General features: G+C 67.1%; 23 protein-coding genes. 11 read left to right on the top strand and 12 right to left on the bottom strand.

Annotation, left to right across the window (positions count from 1 at the left end):
• Nucleotides 1–9: 9 nt before the first annotated feature.
• Nucleotides 10–927, bottom strand: a complete 918-nt coding sequence (locus AWC06_RS08170) for a DMT family transporter (protein WP_139819964.1) — start codon at nt 925–927, stop codon at nt 10–12.
• Nucleotides 928–1239: 312 nt separating this feature from the next.
• On the opposite strand from AWC06_RS08170, the gene AWC06_RS08175 reads away from it, so the two are divergent.
• Complete coding sequence (locus AWC06_RS08175; protein WP_085196227.1) at nt 1240–2556, top strand: DUF349 domain-containing protein; 1317 nt, start codon at nt 1240–1242, stop codon at nt 2554–2556.
• On the opposite strand, the gene AWC06_RS08180 is transcribed toward AWC06_RS08175, so the two are convergent.
• Both AWC06_RS08180 and miaB read right to left on the bottom strand, forming a co-directional pair.
• Nucleotides 2553–3149: an Rv2732c family membrane protein gene (locus AWC06_RS08180; RefSeq protein ID WP_085196229.1), complete on the bottom strand. Its 597-nt coding sequence runs from the start codon at nt 3147–3149 to the stop codon at nt 2553–2555. The genes AWC06_RS08175 and AWC06_RS08180 overlap by 4 nt on opposite strands.
• Nucleotides 3146–4603: a tRNA (N6-isopentenyl adenosine(37)-C2)-methylthiotransferase MiaB gene (gene miaB, locus AWC06_RS08185; RefSeq protein WP_227371143.1), complete on the bottom strand. Its 1458-nt coding sequence runs from the start codon at nt 4601–4603 to the stop codon at nt 3146–3148. Before miaB ends, AWC06_RS08180 begins: the two co-directional genes overlap by 4 nt.
• 103 nt (nt 4604–4706) lie before the next feature.
• Here miaB and AWC06_RS08190 point away from each other — a divergent pair, with 103 nt between their 5' ends.
• From AWC06_RS08190 to AWC06_RS08205, 4 genes are read left to right on the top strand one after another with little or no spacing between them, the layout of a single operon-like run.
• Nucleotides 4707–5435 (top strand): amino acid ABC transporter ATP-binding protein, encoded by a 729-nt coding sequence (locus tag AWC06_RS08190; RefSeq protein ID WP_085196231.1) that lies wholly within the window; start codon nt 4707–4709, stop codon nt 5433–5435.
• 23 nt (nt 5436–5458) lie between these two features.
• Nucleotides 5459–6280, top strand: coding sequence for a glutamate ABC transporter substrate-binding protein (locus AWC06_RS08195; protein WP_085196233.1), 822 nt, complete (start codon nt 5459–5461; stop codon nt 6278–6280).
• Nucleotides 6281–6305: 25 nt separating this feature from the next.
• Nucleotides 6306–6986, top strand: coding sequence for an amino acid ABC transporter permease (locus tag AWC06_RS08200; protein ID WP_085196234.1), 681 nt, complete (start codon nt 6306–6308; stop codon nt 6984–6986).
• Complete coding sequence (locus AWC06_RS08205) at nt 6983–7867, top strand: amino acid ABC transporter permease (RefSeq protein ID WP_085196236.1); 885 nt, start codon at nt 6983–6985, stop codon at nt 7865–7867. The genes AWC06_RS08200 and AWC06_RS08205 overlap by 4 nt, the downstream gene beginning before the upstream one ends.
• Here AWC06_RS08205 and recX read toward each other — a convergent pair.
• The 4 genes from recX to AWC06_RS08225 all read right to left on the bottom strand — a co-directional run bounded on the left by recX (nt 7864) and on the right by AWC06_RS08225 (nt 11020).
• Nucleotides 7864–8391 (bottom strand): recombination regulator RecX, encoded by a 528-nt coding sequence (gene recX, locus AWC06_RS08210; RefSeq protein WP_085196238.1) that lies wholly within the window; start codon nt 8389–8391, stop codon nt 7864–7866. The two genes, AWC06_RS08205 and recX, sit on opposite strands and share 4 nt — an antisense overlap.
• Nucleotides 8357–9409 carry a recombinase RecA gene (gene recA, locus AWC06_RS08215; protein WP_085196240.1) on the bottom strand — a complete coding sequence of 351 codons (1053 nt, stop codon included), beginning with the start codon at nt 9407–9409 and terminating at the stop codon, nt 8357–8359. The genes recX and recA overlap by 35 nt, the downstream gene beginning before the upstream one ends.
• Nucleotides 9410–9647: 238 nt before the next feature.
• Entirely contained in the window at nt 9648–9842 is a 195-nt protein-coding gene (locus AWC06_RS08220; RefSeq protein WP_085196600.1) for a DUF3046 domain-containing protein, read from the bottom strand.
• Between the two features lie 11 nt (nt 9843–9853).
• Complete coding sequence (locus tag AWC06_RS08225) at nt 9854–11020, bottom strand: glycosyltransferase (RefSeq protein ID WP_085196242.1); 1167 nt, start codon at nt 11018–11020, stop codon at nt 9854–9856.
• Nucleotides 11021–11059: 39 nt separating this feature from the next.
• On the opposite strand from AWC06_RS08225, the gene AWC06_RS08230 reads away from it, so the two are divergent.
• Complete coding sequence (locus AWC06_RS08230; protein WP_085196244.1) at nt 11060–11482, top strand: limonene-1,2-epoxide hydrolase; 423 nt, start codon at nt 11060–11062, stop codon at nt 11480–11482.
• Nucleotides 11483–11490: 8 nt separating this feature from the next.
• Complete coding sequence (locus tag AWC06_RS08235; RefSeq protein ID WP_085196246.1) at nt 11491–11901, top strand: DUF5313 domain-containing protein; 411 nt, start codon at nt 11491–11493, stop codon at nt 11899–11901.
• Here AWC06_RS08235 and pspM read toward each other — a convergent pair.
• The 4 genes from pspM to pgsA all read right to left on the bottom strand — a co-directional run bounded on the left by pspM (nt 11898) and on the right by pgsA (nt 14645).
• Nucleotides 11898–12716 (bottom strand): phage shock envelope stress response protein PspM, encoded by an 819-nt coding sequence (gene pspM, locus AWC06_RS08240; RefSeq protein WP_085196248.1) that lies wholly within the window; start codon nt 12714–12716, stop codon nt 11898–11900. The genes AWC06_RS08235 and pspM overlap by 4 nt on opposite strands.
• 24 nt (nt 12717–12740) lie before the next feature.
• Nucleotides 12741–13568, bottom strand: coding sequence for a phage shock protein PspA (pspA, locus tag AWC06_RS08245; RefSeq protein WP_085196250.1), 828 nt, complete (start codon nt 13566–13568; stop codon nt 12741–12743).
• Nucleotides 13569–13677: 109 nt separating this feature from the next.
• Entirely contained in the window at nt 13678–14004 is a 327-nt protein-coding gene (gene clgR, locus AWC06_RS08250; RefSeq protein ID WP_085196252.1) for a transcriptional regulator ClgR, read from the bottom strand.
• Between the two features lie 71 nt (nt 14005–14075).
• Nucleotides 14076–14645 (bottom strand): CDP-diacylglycerol--glycerol-3-phosphate 3-phosphatidyltransferase, encoded by a 570-nt coding sequence (gene pgsA, locus AWC06_RS08255; protein WP_139819980.1) that lies wholly within the window; start codon nt 14643–14645, stop codon nt 14076–14078.
• An 81-nt stretch (nt 14646–14726) separates the two neighbouring features.
• Here pgsA and AWC06_RS08260 point away from each other — a divergent pair, with 81 nt between their 5' ends.
• Nucleotides 14727–15248, top strand: coding sequence for an amino-acid N-acetyltransferase (locus AWC06_RS08260; RefSeq protein WP_139819965.1), 522 nt, complete (start codon nt 14727–14729; stop codon nt 15246–15248).
• 74 nt (nt 15249–15322) lie between these two features.
• Here the strand turns inward: AWC06_RS08260 and AWC06_RS08265 are convergent, their stop codons facing one another.
• Nucleotides 15323–17752 (bottom strand): FtsK/SpoIIIE family DNA translocase, encoded by a 2430-nt coding sequence (locus AWC06_RS08265; protein WP_139819966.1) that lies wholly within the window; start codon nt 17750–17752, stop codon nt 15323–15325.
• Between the two features lie 98 nt (nt 17753–17850).
• Here AWC06_RS08265 and AWC06_RS08270 point away from each other — a divergent pair, with 98 nt between their 5' ends.
• From AWC06_RS08270 to AWC06_RS08280, 3 genes are read left to right on the top strand one after another with little or no spacing between them, the layout of a single operon-like run.
• Complete coding sequence (locus AWC06_RS08270) at nt 17851–18309, top strand: DUF2834 domain-containing protein (RefSeq protein ID WP_227371119.1); 459 nt, start codon at nt 17851–17853, stop codon at nt 18307–18309.
• A gap of 58 nt (nt 18310–18367) precedes the next feature.
• Nucleotides 18368–18682, top strand: coding sequence for a putative quinol monooxygenase (locus tag AWC06_RS08275; protein ID WP_085196257.1), 315 nt, complete (start codon nt 18368–18370; stop codon nt 18680–18682).
• Nucleotides 18682–19500, top strand: coding sequence for a mycofactocin-coupled SDR family oxidoreductase (locus tag AWC06_RS08280; RefSeq protein WP_085196260.1), 819 nt, complete (start codon nt 18682–18684; stop codon nt 19498–19500). The genes AWC06_RS08275 and AWC06_RS08280 overlap by 1 nt, the downstream gene beginning before the upstream one ends.
• Nucleotides 19501–19502: the final 2 nt, after the last annotated feature.

The following is a 19502-nucleotide window of genomic DNA, read 5'->3' on the forward strand; positions in this document are numbered from 1 at the left end:
GCCACCAAACTAACGTCCCGGCGACGCCGTCGACGGCTCGGTGATGCCCACATCCTGGCCGGCGTCCGCCGCCATGGTGGCGGCCTCGCCACGGGCCAACGCCACCGTCGCGGTTATGACCACCGCGACGGCCGCCACAAGCACGATTGCCTCCGGGCCACTGGCGTTCAACGTCTCATCGAGCACGGTGACTCCGAGCACCGCAGCGACCACAGGCTTGGCCACCGTGATCGTCGGCAATGAGGCGGTCAATGCGCCGGCGCGAAACGCCGATTGCTGAAAGATCATCCCGACCAGCGAGGCCAGTATCCAGGCATAGAACTCAGGCGCACGTAACAACGCCCCAAAGCCACCTTCGACCACCTCGACGACACCCTTGGTCAGCACCGCAAACAGCGCCAGTGACGAACCCGCCACCACCGCCAGCAGCACCGCCGCCACCGGCCCACGCTGCCAGATCCGCGCCGCGAGCACACACAAGATCAATGCCGGACCCAATACGACGGCCACCACGATCCAGGTTTGCAGCGAGGCCCTATGGTTGCCGGATTGCGGGTCACCGACGCTAACGACCAAGGCCAATGCCAGGGCGAGCACCAGCGCCCACATCCACTCCCAGCGGGTCACCCGATGGTGGCTCAACCGCGCGTAGATCGGTAGGGCAAAGAGCAACGCCGTGACCTGTAAGGACGTCACCAACATCACCGAGCCCACTGTCAGGGCCGCGGCCTGCAGGGCGTAATTGGTTACGGCGCCGCCGCCGCCTAACCACCATCGGGCGTCGCGTAACGACATTCGGAACAACTCGAAATGGCCGACCTGCTTGTCGGTGATCTCTTGCGCGGAGCGCTGACGTATGACGTCGCCGACTGCGGACGCCAGCGCCGCGCACAGCGCGAGAAAGATTGCGAGATCTGTCTTCCACATCGGTGACCTCCTCGCCGAGCTTCGGCCCGGAAGCCGTCACACAGTCATCTAACTCGTTGACAGTTCCCGCCACTCTAATTGCGGTGGCCGACGGCGCGAACACAGCCGGGCAGGTCGACACGCGAGTCGCGCGCAGGCGGTCTGACGGCTTCGCAAACCCAAGCCGGGGTGCACCGCGCGTCAAGCTGCTTCAATACTGGTGAAGGAACCGTCGGGACGCCGCACTCGCCTCCCGGCGGTGCAGTTGACGGCGCCGCGCTGCGCGGCAGATGCGCGGGACACAACCGCGCGAAGGGTAGGTGACGGCAGCTCATGACGGCCGAAGAGCCCCGAGACGAATCCAGGCCGATCCCGCGCCCGGGACCGCGACCCGGACCACGACCGACACCTCGGCCCCATCCGCCTCAGGTCGCCGCTCCGCAGGCCAACGACCCGCACCGATTCGGCCGCGTGGACGACGACGGCACGGTGTGGCTGATCAGCTCCGCGGGCGAGCGAGTGATCGGCTCCTGGCAGGCCGGCGACACCGAAGCCGCGTTCGCCCACTTCGGTCGGCGATTCGACGATTTGAGCACCGAGGTCGCGCTGATGGAAGAGCGGCTGGCCGCCGGCACCGGTGACGCCCGCAAGATCAAAGCCACTGCGACGGCGCTGGCCGAGACGTTGCCGACCGCCAAAGTGCTCGGGAACGTCGACGCGCTGGCCGCCCGTCTGGCCGGCATCGTCGAGCGCGCGGACGCCGTCGCCGCCGAAGACCGCTCCCGCCGCGAGGAGTTCCGCGCAGCCCAGACCGCCCGCAAGGAGGCCCTTGCCGCCGAAGCCGAAGAGCTGGCCAACAACTCGACGCAGTGGAAGCTCGCCGGCGACCGGCTGCGCGCGATCCTCGACGAGTGGAAGACGATCACCGGTCTGGACCGTAAGACCGACGACGCGCTGTGGAAGCGCTACTCGGCGGCGCGGGAGACCTTCAATCGGCGACGTGGATCGCACTTCGCGGAACTGGACCGGGAGCGAGCCGGCGCCCGAGAAGCCAAGGAGCGGCTCTGCGAGCAGGCCGAAGAACTGGCCGAATCCACGGACTGGGGCCCGACCAGTGCCCAGTTCCGCAAGCTGCTCACCGAGTGGAAGGCCGCCGGACGGGCGGCGCGCGAGGTCGACGACGCGCTGTGGCGGCGCTTCAAAGCCGCCCAGGACGTCTTCTTCAAAGCACGTAATGCCGCCACTGCCGAACGGGATGCCGAATTGCAGGCGAACGCCGCCGCCAAAGAGGCGCTGTTGAGCGAGGCCGAAAAGCTCGACACCACCAATATCGAGGCCGCACGGACGGCGCTGCGGTCGATTGCCGAGAAGTGGGACGCCATCGGCAAGGTCCCCCGAGAACGGTCGGCCGACCTGGAGCGGCGGCTTCGCGCCGTCGAGAAGAAGGTGCGCGACGCCGGCGAATCAGATTGGTCTGACCCACAGGCCCAGGCGCGGGCCGAGCAGTTCCGCGTGCGGGCCGAACAGTACGAGCGGCAGGCGCAGAAGGCCGAGGCCGCGGGCCGCGACAAGGAAGCCGAAGAGGCCAGGGCGAACGCCGCGCAGTGGCGGCAATGGGCCGACGCCGCCGCCGAAGCGCTGAAGTCCTAGCCGGGCTTCTCGTCGTCCGGCGGCTCGGTCTGGTCCAGGGTTTCCAGCAGCGTGCGGGACTGTTGGTGTGCGGCAGCGCGGCGACGCTGCTCCTCTGCGGCAAGTTGCACGATCGTGGGCGACCACACCACCCGCGCCCAGTGAAACGTCAACACGATGATCGTGATCCACGCGACGACCAGCCCCACGCCCGGGCCCGGATGCCCCGCGGCCACGGTCTGCCGAGACCAAACCGCCAGCAAGCCAACGCCACTGGCGACCGCCGAGCCCGCCAAGGCCACCCACGCCAAGGCCCAGCGCCGGGTCAGCAATGCCAGCATGGAGAAGCCGACGCCGAAAACCAGTGCCAGCCAGGCGAACACCCGTGACGGAAGCGCTACCGCGGCCGCCGCGGAACCGTGGCTGGCGAACAACACATCCCATCCCCGGACGTTACCTGTGTGCGGCAAAATGAATGACACCAGTAGCACAAACACCAGGATCGAGACGACCAAAGCCCTTGCGCCCGGCTCGATTTCGCGTGCGATGCGACGCTCGGCCGCCTCGATGTCAGCCTTGAAGGCGTCGAACTCGCCCTGGTTCTGCGCATTCATCGACGCACCGCCGGCATGCCCAGGCCCACACCGGGCGGGGCGTCGTCATGAGCGTCACCGGCGCGGGTACGGCGGTGGGTCAGCAGGTCGCTGTCCGCGATCAGATGATGCGGTGCGGCGCCGGTCACGGTCGTGGTGACGACGTCACCCGGACGGATCTGCAGCGCGCCCGGCGTGAAGTGCACCAACCGGCCGTCGCGTGCGCGTCCACTCATCCGTGCGGTGCGGCTGTCCTTGCGCCCTTCCCCGGTGGCGACCAGCACCTCGACGATGCGCCCGATCTGAGTCCGGTTCTCCTCCAAGGAGATCTGCTCCTGCAGCGTCACCAGTCGTTCATAGCGTTCCTGCACGACCGCTTTGGGCAGCTGGCCGTCGAGCTCGGCGGCGGGGGTGCCGGGCCGCTTGGAGTACTGGAAGGTGAACGCACCCGAGAACCGGGCCCGCCGCACGACGTCCAGCGTGGCCGCAAAGTCCTCCTCGGTTTCGCCGGGGAAGCCGACGATCAGGTCGGTGGTGATCGCGGCGTGGGGCATGGCCGCGCGGACCCGGTCGATGATGCCGAGGAAGCGCTCGGCGCGGTAAGACCGCCGCATCGCGCGCAACACGCGGTCCGACCCGGATTGCAACGGCATGTGCAAGGCCGGGCACACATTCGGTGTGGTGGCCATGGCGTCGATGACGTCGTCGGTGAACTCCGCGGGATGCGGCGACGTGAAACGCACCCGCTCCAGCCCGTCGATGCGTCCACACTCGACCAGCAGTTCAGCGAAGGCGCCGCGGTTGCGGGGCAACCGCGAATCAGCGAACGAGACCCCGTAGGCGTTGACGTTTTGGCCCAGCAGGGTGATTTCCAGCACGCCATCGGCGACCAACGACCGCACCTCGGCCAGGATATCGGCGGGGCTGCGGTCGACTTCCTTGCCCCGCAGCGACGGCACGATGCAGAACGTGCAGCTGTTGTTGCACCCGACTGAGATGGAAACCCAAGCGGCATAGGCGGATTCGCGCGCAGCGGGCAGCGCTGACGGAAACTCCTGCAGAGCCTCGGCGATTTCCACCTGGGCAACCCGGTTGTGCCGGGCCCGGTCGAGCAGCGTCGGCAACGATCCGATGTTGTGGGTGCCGAAGACCACGTCGACCCACGGCGCCTTGCGCAGCACCGTGTCTCGGTCCTTTTGCGCCAGGCAGCCGCCCACCGCGATCTGCATGTCGGGGTTGTTTCGCTTTCGCGGGGCCAGGTGACTGAGATTGCCGTACAGCTTGTTGTCGGCGTTTTCCCGGACCGCGCAGGTGTTGAAGACCACCACGTCGGCGTCGGCGCCGTCGGGCGCCGCCCGGTAGCCCGCCGCTTCCAACAGACCCGCCAACCGCTCCGAATCGTGGACGTTCATCTGGCATCCGTAGGTGCGGACCTGATAGGTCCGCCCCACATGTGGTGCCAGCGTCGAAGTCACGGGGCCATGGTACGGCGATCGGGCGGTGCGCCGTTTGCCGGACTCCGGTACGGATCCGCCCTGCTGGGTAGGGTCACACCCCATGAAGGCCACCGCGACGCCGATGATCTCGATGCGCGGGGTCAACAAGCATTTCGGCAGCCAGCACGTGCTCAAGGACATCAACTTCGACGTGGGCCGTGGCCAGGTGGTCGTGGTGGTGGGTCCGTCGGGATCGGGCAAATCGACGTTGTGCCGTGCGATCAACCGGCTGGAGACCGTCGACTCGGGCACCATCGCGATCGACGGCGAACAGCTGCCGGAGGAAGGGCGCGGCCTGGCACGGCTGCGCTCCGAAGTGGGCATGGTGTTCCAGTCGTTCAACCTGTTCGAACACAAGACGGTCCTGGAAAACGTGATGCTGGGGCCGATGAAGGTGCGCAAGATCCCCCGGCGGGAGGCGCGCGCGACGGCGATGGAGCTGCTGGAACGGGTCGGCGTCGCCGACCAGGCCGACAAGCACCCCGCCCGGCTGTCCGGTGGCCAGCAGCAGCGGGTGGCGATCGCGCGCTCGCTGGCGATGAAGCCCAAGGTGATGCTGTTCGACGAGCCGACCAGCGCCCTGGATCCCGAGATGATCGCCGAGGTGCTCGCCGTGATGACGGCGCTGGCCGAAGACGGGATGACCATGTTGGTGGTGACCCACGAGATGGGTTTCGCCCGGCGCGCCGCCGACCGTGTCGCCTTCATGGCCGACGGGACGATCATTGAGGACGCGAAACCTGGCGACTTCTTCGAAAACCCGCAAACCGACCGCGCGAAAGACTTCCTCGGCAAAATCCTCAACCACTAGTCACAGCGGAAGGATTCGAAAACATGCCGTCGGCCCCGGTGTGCTTACGGGTGCGGTGGTTCGCCGCCATCGGGTTGACCGGCGCGCTGACGATGTCGGTGGCGGCGTGCGGGGGCATGACCGCCGGGACCATCACGATCGGGGTGAAGTTCGACCAACCCGGTTTGGGGATGAAGAATCCCGACGGAACGATGAGCGGATTCGACGTGGACGTCGCCCGCTACGTCGCGCAACAGCTCGGGTACACGGCCGCGAACGTCGTCTGGGTCGAGGCGCCGTCTGGGCAGCGGGAGGCGCTGATCCGCAACGGTCAGGTCAATTACGTCGTCGCGACCTATTCGATCACTGATGCCCGCAAGCAGAAGGTCGGTTTCGCCGGGCCGTATCTCGTCGCGGGACAGAGCTTGCTGGTGCGTGCCGACCAAACGGGCATCACCGGCCCGCAATCGTTGCAGCACAACAAGAAGTTGTGTTCGGTGGCGGGTTCCACACCGGCCCAGCGCATCAAGGACACTTATCCCGGCGTGCAGCTGCAGCGTTACGACACCTATTCGGCCTGCATCGAAGCACTCAAAAACGGCGCAATCGACGCCGTGACCACTGACGATGTGATTCTGGCCGGCTACTCCGCGCAGAGTCCGGGCACCTTCAAGCTGGTCGGGAAGCCGTTCTCGAGGGAGGAGTACGGAATCGGATTGAAGAGAGAGAACCTCACGCTGCGCCACAAGATCGACGACGCGATCGAGAAAATGGAGCGCGACGGCTCCTGGCAGGCTGCGTTCGCGAAAAACCTTGGGGCGTCGGGCTATCCGACGCCAAAACCGCCGAAGGTCAACCGGTACTGACCCGGCACATCGCGCGGAGCTCACGATGGATGTCTTCAACCAGTACCGCGATCAGATCTTTGCGGCGTTCGAAGTCACCGTCGAGTTGACGCTGCTCGCCGGGCTCGGCGCGCTGATTCTCGGCACGTTGCTGGCCGTCATGCGGCTCTCCCCGGTGCCGGCGCTGAGGTGGATCGGCACCGCGTACGTCAACCTGGTGCGCAACACCCCGCTGACGTTGATCATCCTGTTCTGTTCGTTCGGGCTTTCGCAGACGCTAGGGCTGACGCTGGCCGACCCGCGTTCGCCGACGTCGATCGACGACAGCAATTTCCGGTTGGCAGTGCTTGGATTGGCCGTCTACACAGCGTCATTCGTGTGCGAGGCGCTTCGCTCCGGCGTCAACACCGTTCCGTTGGGCCAAGTGGAGGCGGCTCGCGCGCTGGGGTTGACGTTCGGACAGAATCTGCGAATCATCCTGTTGCCACAAGCCTTTCGCGCGGTGATCATCCCGCTGGGATCGGTGCTGATCGCCTTGACCAAGAACACGACGATCGCTTCAGCAATTGGGGTCGGCGAGGCAGCGCTGCTGATGAAGTCGATGATCGAGAACACCGCGGCGCTGCTCACGGTTGGCGTCATCTTCGCAACCGGATTCGTCATCCTGACCCTGCCGCTGGGGCTGTTGTTCGGTTATCTGGGCCGGCGCTGGGCGGTGCCACGATGAGCAGCGCCTCGATGCTCTTCGACGCGCCCGGGCCCCGCGCGCGGGCCCGCAACCGGGCGATCTCCCTCGGCACCATTCTGGCGGCGGTGTTCGTGGGATGGGTGGTGTATTCGCGGCTTAACGCCAAGGGCCAGTTGGACGCCGACAAGTGGAGGCCGTTCCTGACGGCCAATCTGTGGAAGACCTACCTGCTGCCCGGTGTTCAGGGGACGTTGACCGCGGCGGCCTGGTCGATTGTGCTGGCGCTGGCGGCCGGCGTGGTCCTGGGAGTCGGCCGGCTGACCACGATTAGTGCGATCCGGTGGGTGTGCGCCGTACTGGTGGAATTCTTTCGCGCGGTCCCGGTGCTGATCATGATGATCTTCGCCTACTACGTCTATGCGCTTTATGCGGTAGTCCCGGCCCGGCAACTGGCACTTGCCGGCGTGGTCACCGGTTTGACGCTGTACAACGCCGCGGTGATCGCCGAAATCGTGCGCGCCGGCGTCCACGCCCTTCCCCGCGGGCAATCCGAAGCGGCGGCCGCGCTCGGCATGCGCTGGGGTCAGACGATGCGGGTGATCCTGCTACCGCAGGCCGTCACCGCGATGCTGCCGGTGCTGGTCTCGCAGCTAGTGGTGGTGTTGAAGGACACCGCCATCGGCTACCAGATCACATTCGTCGAGATGGTGCGCCAGGGCACTGTCGCGGGCGCGCAGTACAGCAACTTCGTGCCGGCGCTGATCGTCATCGCCGCGTTGATGATCGTGGTCAACATCGGTCTGTCAGGGTTGGCGTTCTCGATCGAGCAACGGCTGCGTCGCACCCGCCGCTCGCCGCTGGAGGCGGCAACCATCGAGCAGGAGGGCGCGCCCGGTGCGGCTGTGGCGCAAGCGCACTAAACGCGTCTGCGCTCCCGTTCGGCGGCCAGCTCGGTGTTGACCACGTCGTAGGCCATCGTCTGGTCGTACCCGCGGCGCGCCAGCATTGCCACCAGCCGGCGGCTGGCCCGGACGGCGTCGTTGTCGTTGCCCAGCGGCTCCCGCCGCAGCCTGGCCCGCACCAACTTCTCGGCGCGGCCGCGCTCGGCAGCCGGTTTGAGACCGGCGAGCACCTCGGTGATCACGTCATCGTCGACGCCCTTGGTGCGGAGCTCAGCGGCCAACGCGCGCTTGCCCTTTCCCGCGTTCACCCGCCGGGAGTGCACCCACTGTTCGGCGAAGCCGGCGTCGTCCACCAGCCCCACGTCGGCCAGCCGGTCCAACACCTGGGTTGCGACGTCGTCGGGATAGCCGCGCTTCGCCAGCTGACCGGCCAGCTCGGCGCGGGTGCGCGCCCTCGCGGTGAGCAAGCGCAGGCACAACGCCCGCGCCTGCTCTTCGCGAATCGACTCAGAAGTCGACGGGGGCGGGCAAGACGCTGTCATCGGTCAAGTCGTCGGTCACCACCGCGCCGATGCCGAGCTTCTCCTTGATCTTCTTCTCGATCTCGTTGGCCACGTCGGTGTTCTCCAGCAAGAAGTTTCGGGCATTCTCCTTGCCCTGACCGAGCTGTTCGCCCTCGTAGGTGAACCAGGAGCCGGACTTGCGGATGAAGCCCTGCTCCACGCCCATGTCGATCAGCGAGCCTTCCTTACTGATGCCCTTGCCATAGAGAATGTCGAACTCGGCCTGCTTGAAGGGCGGTGAGACCTTGTTCTTGACGACCTTGACCCGGGTACGGTTGCCCACCGCATCGGTGCCGTCCTTGAGTGTCTCAATTCGCCTGACGTCCAAGCGTACTGAAGAATAGAACTTCAAAGCCTTTCCGCCCGTTGTCGTTTCGGGCGAGCCGAACATCACTCCGATCTTTTCGCGCAACTGGTTGATGAAGATCGCCGTGGTGCCCGAATTGTTCAATGCGCCAGTCATTTTCCGCAGCGCCTGGCTCATCAGCCGGGCCTGTAGTCCAACATGGCTGTCGCCCATCTCGCCTTCGATCTCGGCGCGTGGCACCAGCGCGGCCACCGAGTCGATGACCAGGATGTCCAGCGCGCCGGAGCGGATCAGCATGTCGGCGATCTCCAGCGCCTGCTCACCGGTGTCGGGTTGGGACACCAGCAGCGAATCGGTGTCCACGCCCAGCTTGTTGGCGTAGTCGGGGTCCAGCGCGTGCTCGGCGTCGATGAACGCCGCGATGCCGCCGGCGGCCTGGGCGTTGGCCACCGCGTGCAGGGCGACGGTGGTCTTACCCGAGGACTCCGGACCGTAGATCTCCACGATCCGGCCGCGCGGCAGGCCGCCGATGCCCAGGGCAACGTCCAGTGCGATCGACCCGGTCGGGATGACCGAGATCGGCTGGCGCACCTCGTCCCCGAGGCGCATCACCGAACCTTTGCCGTAACTCTTCTCGATCTGGGCCATCGCCAGTTCGAGGGCCTTCTCGCGGTCAGGGGCTTGCGTCATGGTGCTACCTCTCGGTGTAGTCGGTGTTCTCCTCGACCGGTATCGGTCGGTTGGCCGCGACGTTAGAGCAGCCCACCGACAAGTCCGCGTCTGTCGAACGATCCCACAGTAACGAACAGGTGTTCGAAAGCAAGGAGGCGCGCCGAGTGTGCATCCACGGCGTCGACCCTGCGTCCAGGGCGGAATTTTTAGCCCACAAGCGCCCCGGACGCAGTCTCGACCGGAGACACCGAGAGTCTCACCACTGTTCGCGGGGGACGTCGAAGTCGACGCACAGCGCCCGCCATACGTCGCGCGGGTCCACCCCGTCTTCGATCGCCTGTGCGGCGGTGCGCCCGTCGAACCCGCTCAGCACGTGATCGGCCAGCACCGAGGCGCCGTAGGTCGCGCCGAAGCGCATGGTCACCAGCTCGTGAAACTCCGTCAGCCGCACGGCATACAAAGCTACCTGGACAGCGCATCGTGACACACCTGGACCGGATCGGCGACGTCGGCAATGCCATCCGCGGCGCGCCGGGCAGCCTCGCGGTAGCTCGGCGTCGACAGCACATCGTTGGCCGCACTAACCAGCGCGTCGGCAGTCAGCGGCCGAACCAGCCGCCCACTGCCCTGGCGGGCCACCCGGTTGGCGATCTCCCACTGGTCCCCGCCACCGGGAACCACCACCAGCGGCACCCCGGCCAGCAGTGTCTTGGCCACCATGCCGTGACCGCCGCCACAGATCACCAGCTCGGCCTGCTTCAGCAGTTCGTCTTGGCGTCCCAGCCCGACCACCGCCCACGGCGGCACCGTCAGGTCGGGACCGTTCAGCCGCGAAACCACCACCCGTGCTTCGGCGGGCAGTCCGGCGCCAGGCACCAGGCAGTCCAGCGCGGTCTGGGCCATCCCGCGTGTGCCGGTCAACGCCGTCGACGGCGCAACCACCACCACCGGACCGGACCCGGGCGGGATCGGCAGCACATGCTCGGTCGGCTCGAAGTGCAGCGGCCCCACCAGCACGGCTTCGGCGGGCCAGTCCGGACGCGGAACCTCCAGGGCGGGCAGCGTGGCGATCAGCCGCCGCAGCGGCCCGGGGTCGCGGGCCGGCAGACCGATATCGACGCGGACCGCCGCGCGCTGCCGCAAACCCGCGCGCCACGACCGCGCGGTCAGCGCCCGCATCACTGCGTCACGGGTCCGGCCGACGATGCCGGTGCCGGGTGCCAGCCCGCTGCCCAACGGCGGCAGCCCCTTCGACGGCAGGTACAGCGGATGCGGGTTGAGCTCTATCCACGGGATTTCCAGAAGCTCGGCGGACATCCCGCCGCAGGCCGTGATGACATCCGACACCACCAGATCCGGCGCCAGCTCCCGCAACTGCGGAAGGTTGAGCACGGCCATCCGCGCGGCGCGCTGGTGGATCTTGGCGCCGGCATCGCGATCGTCGTCCTCGGCGGTGGGGTCGAGCCCCGCCAGTTCCACGGCGTCGACTCCGGCGCCACGGGCGGCGTCGAGCCATTCTGTGCCGGTCAGCAGGGTCGGCTTGTCGCCGGCTGCGATGAAGCGCTGGCACAGTGCGATGGCGGGAAACGAGTGCCCGGGATCCGGTCCGGCGACCACCGCGACGCGCATGCCTTACCCTCCCACAGGGCCACGGCTAGGCTGGCGACCATGACCGAGCAGACTGCCGAGAGCACCCGAACGGTCGAGGTCTTCCTCAACGCGCTACAGGACGAGGACTTCGAAACCGCAAGCGCCGCATTGGCCGACGACCTGGTGTACCAGAACGTCGGATTGCCGACCATCTATGGCCGTGATCGGGCGATGCGCCTGTTTCGCCGGATGGAGGGCCGCGCCGGATTCGAGGTGAAGATCCACCGGATCGCCGCCGACGGGTCCGCCGTCCTCACCGAACGCACCGACGCGCTGATCTTCGGCCCGCTACGCCTGCAGTTCTGGGTCTGTGGCGTGTTCGAAGTGCGCGACGGGCGAATTACCCTGTGGCGGGACTACTTCGACTTCTACGACATGCTCAAGGCGACGGCGCGTGGGCTGGCCGCGTTGGTAATCCCGTCGCTGCGGGCATCGTTCTAGAGACGCCGATGAGCGACACCCGGCCCAACGTCATCCAGTACATCCGCTATTGCTACGGGCACCGGCTGCCCGACTCGATGCGGGACTGGGTGCGCAACGACTTGGCCGGCAAGGGCGCGGCCGCGCGGATGATGGTCCGGGTCGCGGTTCCGGCGGTGCTGGTGCTCGCGCCGTTCTGGCTGATCCCGACGACGCTGGACGTCCATTTGAGCATGACGCTGCCGATCCTGATCCCGTTCGTGTACTTCTCGCACGCGCTCAACAAGGTGTGGCGCCGCCACATGCTGCGGGTACACGGCCTGGACCCGGATCTGGTCGACGAACGCCGCCGCATACGCGACGCCGACATGCACCGACGCTATGCGGAACGCTACGGCCCCCGTCCCGACTCAGCCGAGTTCCGCAGCCACGACGTCTAAGCCCGCGGCAGCCCGCCGAGCTCGTCGAAAGCCTGCGCCCAACCGAGCAGGCGGTCCGTCGCATCGGTCAGCTCGTCGCGGTAGCGCTGCCGTGCCAGCTGGGATGCCGGCCCTGGGCCCGGCGACTGACTGTTCGCTGCCGACACCAATTGCGCTGCGGCGGTGACCATTTCGTTGTACTGACGCACGCCGTTGGACAGCTGGGTGGTGAACGCGTTGATGGTGGGCACCAGATACGACCGTGATTCGCTGGTCGAGCGGACCGCCCGCTCCATCGACACCACCTCGGAGGCGGTTGCCGCCATGGCCGCAGCGGTCTGGTTCGCCGCGGCGGTCAAGTCGCGAATCTCGTCGGCCGGCAACATGTTTCCCCGCTCCATGACCCCCAGCAGCGAGAAGAAGCCACGCTCAGAAGCACCCAGCGCGTACATCGCCGGTCGCGCCGCCGAACCTGGTGGGGGCAGCCGACGGGCGTTGGCCGGCCGCTGCGGCGGCAGCGGCTCCGCGCGCAGCCAGCGATAGCGAAGCAGCAACAGCGTCGCCGGAATCGCCTGAATGACCGCGATCGCCCCGGTGAGCACCAAGAGCGAGACAAACCAGCCCCAGGCCGCCAGCAGCGCCGTGACCACTCCCCAGAACAGGCAACCGGCGCCGAATATCAGACCCCAGCGCAGCGCACGGCGGCGGCGGCGCAGCATTCGGGCCCGCGGATCCGTGGCGGCGCTGATCCTCTGTGCCACCGAGTCGGAAAACTCCAGAGCACGTTGCAGCAGCGACCGCCATTGACCCGTGACGTGACCCTGCCTCACCGCCATTTCGCTTTCCCGTCTACTGGTGGCCTACTGCTGGCCGATCGGCTTCTGGGCGGGGGCGGCGTTGGGAGCGGCGGCCGGTGTGGTGGGGGTGGCCGCCTGGTCGCCCTCCGGCCCACCGGCCGGTAGCGCCTCGCCGCGCATCGACGCGCGGATCTGCTCCAGCCGCGAGTGGCCGGCCATCTGCACACTGGCCTGCTCGACCTCGAGCATGCGGCCCTGCACCGAGTTCTGGGCCAGCTCGGCTGCGCCGAGCGCGTTGGCGTAGCGTCGTTCGATCTTGTCGCGCACCTCGTCGAGGCTCGGCGTGTTGCCCGGCGCCGCGAGCTCGCTCATCGACCGCAGCGACGCGCTGACCTGCTCTTGCATCTTGGCCTGCTCGAGCTGGCTGAGCAGCTTGGTGCGCTCGGCGATCTTCTGCTGCAGCACCATCGCGTTCTGCTCGACGGCCTTCTTGGCCTGAGCGGCGGCGGCAAGCGCCTGGTCATGCAGTCCCTTGAGGTCTTCGACGCTCTGCTCCGCGGTGACCAGCTGCGCCGCGAACGCCTCGGCGGCGTTGTTGTACTCGGTGGCCTTGGCGGTGTCTCCGGCCGCAGTGGCCTGGTCGGCCAACGTCACCGCCTGCCGCACATTGACCTGAAGCTTCTCGATGTCGGCCAGCTGCCGGTTGAGCCGCATCTCCAGTTGGCGCTGGTTGCCGATCACCTGCGCGGCCTGCTGGGTCAGCGCTTGATGCTGACGCTGAGCTTCCTCAATGGCCTGCTGAATCTGCACCTTGGGGTCGGCGTGCTCGTCGATCTTCGCGTTGAACAGCGCCATCACGTACTTCCAAGCCTTGACGAACGGATTGGCCATGAGTCAGCTCCGCCTCCGAATAGATGGACTACTGCCGCTCAATTTATCCGTTCCGCGCGGATCGCCGCACCCTTGTTGCGCATACGCCAGTCGGGCGTCTCGGGGCTCATTATGTGAGGGCCAGCGAGACCACCGGCGGAATGACGACCTTGGTATCGGGATCGATGTTGACGGCGCTTGCCGTGGCAACCTGTGCGCGCTCTTGGCGTGCCAACTCCTCGCCGGCGTCGACGAGCACCTGCGACAGCGGGACCTCCAGCGCGTCGCAGATCGCGCTGAGCAGCTCACTGGACGCCTCCTTGCGCCCGCGCTCGACCTCGGACAGATACCCCAAGCTGACCCGGGCGGCATCGGACACTTCGCGCAGCGTCCGGTTTTGGGTGGTCCGGGCCCGGCGCAGCACGTCGCCGATGACCTCGCGCACCAATGACGGCATTGCGCTCTCCTTCGTCCGGTCAGCAGTTCAACTGGTAAACGCCCGGTGCGTGGTCATCGTTCCCGCGGGCATCAATGCGGAGCGGGTCGTGCGCGGACATCCCGCGCGGCGGACGCGACGTAATCGACGCCCGTGACCACGGTCAACACGATGGCGAGGGCCATCACCGCCGATGCGGCCACCTCCCACGACCCCGACAGCGGCAACACGAACAACCCGATTGCGATCGCCTGCACCAGCGTTTTGAGTTTGCCGCCGCGACTGGCCGGGATGACGCCGCGGCGCAGCACGACGAACCGTAACACCGTGATCCCGACCTCGCGGACCAGGATCACCACCGTCACCCACCACGGCAGGTCGCCGAGCATCGACAGGCCGATCAGCGCCGCGCCGATCAGCGTCTTGTCCGCTATAGGGTCGGCCAGCGTGCCGAATTCGGTCACCATGCCGTAGTTGCGCGCCAGCGCGCCGTCGAAGCGATCGGTGATGACAGCGACCGCGAATATCACGAAAGCGATTATGCGGCTTAGGGTTTCGTGGCCATTCCCGGCGAACAGCACCAACAGGAAGACCGGGACCAGCACCAGCCGCAACAGAGTGAGCATGTTGGCCAGGTTGGTGACGCGGACACGCCGGACCATCGGGCCGGTTTGGGGTTGCCACGACACGGCAACAGAATATCGGTTGCCCACCTGGGAAGCCGAAGCCGATAGTGTGCACCCGTGAACGCAGCGGGCGATCCGCAGGCCCCCCGGCCGGTGGTCCGGCGCGCGCGAACCTCCGACGTCCCGGCGATCAAGCGGCTCGTCGACACCTATGCGGGCAAGATCCTGCTGGAAAAGAACCTGGTGACGCTGTATGAGGCCGTCCAGGAGTTCTGGGTGGCCGAACTCGACGGCGAGGTGGTCGGCTGCGGGGCGTTGCACGTGCTGTGGTCGGATCTGGGCGAGGTACGCACGGTGGCCGTCGACCCCAAGCTGACCGGCCGAGGCGTCGGCCATGCCATCGTCGACCGGCTCCTCGAGGTCGCCCGCGAGCTGGAGCTGGAGCGACTGTTCGTGCTGACCTTCGAGACCGATTTCTTCAGCCGTCACGGCTTCACCGAAATCGAGGGCACCCCCGTCACCGCCGAGGTGTTCGAGGAGATGTGCCGCTCGTATGACCTTGGTGTCGCCGAGTTCCTGGACCTCAGCTACGTCAAGCCCAACATCCTGGGCAACACCCGGATGCTGCTGGTGCTCTAGATTGCGCGAGCGTGCGGCTGGCCGCACAGCGGGCGCCGAATGTGCGGCTGGCCGCACATTCGGGACTAACCGGCTTATTCGGTGGGCTGGTCACCGAGACCGCGGATGGACGCCAGAGTGGCGGCCAGCTCGTCGGGCTTGACCAGCACGTCGCGGGCCTTGGATCCCTCGCTGGGGCCGACGATCCCGCGGGTCTCCATCAGGTCCATCAACCGCCCGGCCTTGGCGAAGCCGACCCGTAGTTTGCGCTGCAGCATCGACGTGGAGCCGAACTGGCTGGACACCACGAGCTCCACCGCTTGCAAGAAGACGTCCATGTCGTCGCCGATGTCGGGGTCGACGTCCCGGCGTTCTCCGGTGGGCTTGGCGGTGGTGACGCCCTCGGTGTATTCGGGTTCGGCCTGCTCTTTGCAGGCGGCGACGACGGCGTGGATCTCCTCGTCGGTGATGAACGCCCCTTGGAACCGGACCGGTTTGCTCGCACCCATCGGCAGGAACAGGCCGTCGCCCATGCCGATCAACTTCTCCGCGCCCGCCTGGTCGAGGATCACCCGGCTGTCGGTGAGCGACGAAGTCGCGAACGCCAGCCGCGAGGGGACGTTGGTCTTGATCAGGCCGGTGACAACGTCCACCGACGGCCGTTGGGTGGCCAGCACCAGATGGATGCCCGCGGCGCGGGCCTTCTGGGTGATCCGCACCACGGCGTCCTCGACGTCGCGCGGAGCCGTCATCATCAGGTCGGCAAGCTCGTCGACGATTGCGACCACATACGGGTAGGGCTGGTACTCGCGCTGGCTGCCCAGCGGCGTGGTGATCTCACCCGAGCGCAGTTTGTCGTTGAAGTCGTCGATATGGCGCACCCGGGAGGCCTGCATGTCCTGGTAGCGCTGTTCCATCTCGTCGACCAGCCACGCCAGCGCCGCCGCGGCCTTCTTCGGCTCGGTGATGATCGGGGTGATCAGATGCGGAATGCCTTCGTACGGCGTGAGTTCCACCATCTTCGGGTCGATCAGGATCATCCTGACCTCCTCCGGGGTGGCCCGGGCCAGCAACGACACCAGCATCGAGTTGATGAAGCTGGATTTGCCCGATCCGGTGGAGCCGGCGACCAGCAGGTGCGGCATCCTGGCCAGGTTCCACGAAATGTATTCGCCCTCAATGTCTTTGCCGAGCGCGATCACCAGCGGATCATGGTCGCGCCGGGTCGACGGCGCGGTCAGCACGTCGGCCAGCCGGACCATCTCGCGATCGGTGTTGGGAACTTCGATGCCGACGGCGGACTTGCCGGGGATCGGGGCCAGCATCCGCACGCTCTCGGTCGCCACCGCGTAGGCGATATTGCGTTGCAGCGCGGTGATCTTTTCCACCTTGACGCCGGGTCCCAGTTCCACCTCGTAACGGGTCACAGTCGGTCCACGGGTGCAGCCGGTGACCGCCGCGTCGACCTTGAACTGTTGCAGCACCGACGTGATCGCCTCGGCCATATGATCATTGGCGGAGCTGCGCCTCTTGGGCGGATCGCCTTTGACGAGTAGCTCGAGCGACGGCAAGGTGTATGGCCCCTCGACCACTCGGTCGGTCACCAGGGTTTCGCGTTTCGGGGCGCTGCGGCGGCTGCGCGAAATGGTGGGCTCCGGGACGGTGGGGGTGTCATCCGGGGCGACGGGCCACGCTTGGGCTTCGCCGTTATCGAAGGGTTCGTCGTAGTAGCCGTCGGAGAAGTCTTCTGCGACAGCATCTTCGATGTCCATCTCGTGGTCATCGTCGACGTCGTCGAACACGTGGGTGCTGAACATGGACCGCACAGTGGCCGGCACCTCCCGGATCGTGGTGCCGGTCAGAAGGAGCAACCCGAACAGCGCGCCGATGAACAGAAGTGGCGCACAGATCCACACGGTCAATCCGTCCGAGAGTGGCCCCCCGATGGCGAACCCGATGAATCCCGCCGCATGCGCCCGTCCGGCCGGCGTGTCCGGCGAACCGGCCCACAGATGCCACAGGCCCAGCACCGGGAGCGCGACCATCGCGGCGCCGAGAACCAGGCGCGGCCGCGCATCCGGATTGGGCTCGGTGCGCATCAACAGCACCGCCACCGCGGCGGTGACCACCGGCAGCACAACGACCGCCGAGCCGACGAACATGCGCAGCACCGAGTCGACCCATGCGCCGACCGGGCGGGCGGCGTCGAACCACGAACTGGCGGCGACGACGACGGCCAGACCCAGCAGGGCCAGCGCCATTCCGTCGCGGCGGTGGCCCGGATCGATGTCGCGGGCCCGGCCGACCGACCGCGCCGTGGTGCCGGTGCCCTTGGCCACCATCAGCCACGCCGCGCGCACGGCCCGCCCCGCGGTGGCCCCGGCCGTCGCGACATGCGATGGATGCCGGCGCTTGGGCGGCTTGCGGCGCGGCGCCGCCCGACGGGCAGGCCGGGCTCCTCCCCGCGAACCGGCCTTTGACCTGCTGGTTCGGGCACGCGATCGCGCAGCGGTCTTACTAGCCATGGCCCCAAGCCTAGTCGCACTGGCCCCGGTTTCACCATCTGCCACACGGGTCACAGAATTGTGTCAGTTCTGTAGATGTTGCGCCCTAGCATCGCGAAATGGCCGAAACAACTGCTGTTCAACCCACTGCCGGCATGCCGACTGCCAGCAAGATCCTGTGTGCCAGCTACGCCGTCATCGCGATCGCCGCCTTGGTGGCCACCTGGAGCCAGAACGTCGCCTACTTCGACCGCCCGGCGCGTTTTGTGACCGCATTCCTCGACGACTCGAAGGTCACGCCGGCTTCGAGGTCGCTGACCGTTGACATCGTGCTCTTCTTCCTCGCCGCCGCGGTGCTGATGGTGGTCGAGGCCAGAAAGCACGGCGTCAGGTTCGTCTGGCTCTACATCCTCGGCGGAGCCACCATCGCGATCAGCGTGGCGTTCCCGTTATTCCTGATCGCGCGCGAATCTCGCATCGCCAAGACGGATTCGCCGCGACTGGGGGCGGCCGACACGATCGGGCTTGCGCTCTTCGCGATCGCCGCCGCGGCCCTCACCATCTGGGTGGACACCTGAGTAGGGTGGATGGCTGTCCGGTCTATCACTCATCGCGGAGTTCCCAGGAGGCCCCAGCATGCCCGTCGTCGTCGTCGCCACCATGACCGTCAAACCCGAGTCGGTCGACACCGTGCGCGAAATCCTCACCCGCGCGGTCAAAGACGTCCACGACGAACCGGGCTGTCAGCTGTATTCGCTGCACGAATCCGGTGACACCTTCGTGTTCGTCGAGCAGTGGGCCGATGCCGACGCGCTCAAAGCCCACAGCAGCGCGCCCGCGGTCACGACGATGTTCAAAGACGCCGGCGAACACTTGGCCGGGGCACCGGACATCAAGATGCTCACGCCGGTCGTCGCCGGCGATCCCAACAAAGGGCAGCTGCGTCCCTGATGGGCTCGCTCAGCGGCAAGGTCGCGCTGATCACCGGTGCCGCCCGCGGGCAGGGCCGCGCCCACGCGGTGCGACTGGCATCCGAGGGCGCCGACATCATCGCCGTCGACCTGTGCGATCAGATCGCCAGCGTGCCGTATCCGCTGGCCACTCCGGATGATCTGGCCGCCACCGTCAAGCTCGTCGAGGACGCCGGCGCACGCATCGTGGCGTGCCAGGCCGACGTGCGCGATCGAGCCGCGCTGGGCGCCGCGCTGCAAACCGGTCTCGACAAGCTCGGCCGGCTGGACATCGTGGTGGCCAACGCCGGGATCGCTCCGATGCAGGCCGGCCCCGACGGCTGGCGCGACGTGATCGACGTCAACCTCACGGGTGTGCACCACACGGTGGAGGAGGCGATACCCACGATGGTCTCCCAGGGCGAGGGCGGATCGATCGTGCTGATCAGTTCGGCCGCGGGCCTGGCCGGCATCGGCAGCCCCGATGCCGGCTCCATCGGCTACGCGGCAGCCAAACACGGCCTGGTCGGTTTGATGCGTGTGTATGCCAATCACCTTGCACGGCACAGCATTCGGGTTAACTCGGTGCACCCGGCAGGCGTCGACACGCCGATGATCAACAACGAGTTCACCCGGCAATGGCTGGCCGACTTGATCGCCGAGTCCGACTCGCCGCCGGATATGGGCAATGCACTGCCGGTGCAGGTTCTGTCTGCGGAGGACGTCGCCAACGCGGTGGCGTGGTTGGTGTCCGATCAGGCGCGCTACATCACCGGCATCACCCTGCCGGTCGACGCGGGCTTCCTCAACAAGCAGTAGCA

It is taken from the genome of Mycobacterium fragae (assembly GCF_002102185.1).
Lineage (GTDB): Bacteria > Actinomycetota > Actinomycetes > Mycobacteriales > Mycobacteriaceae > Mycobacterium > Mycobacterium fragae.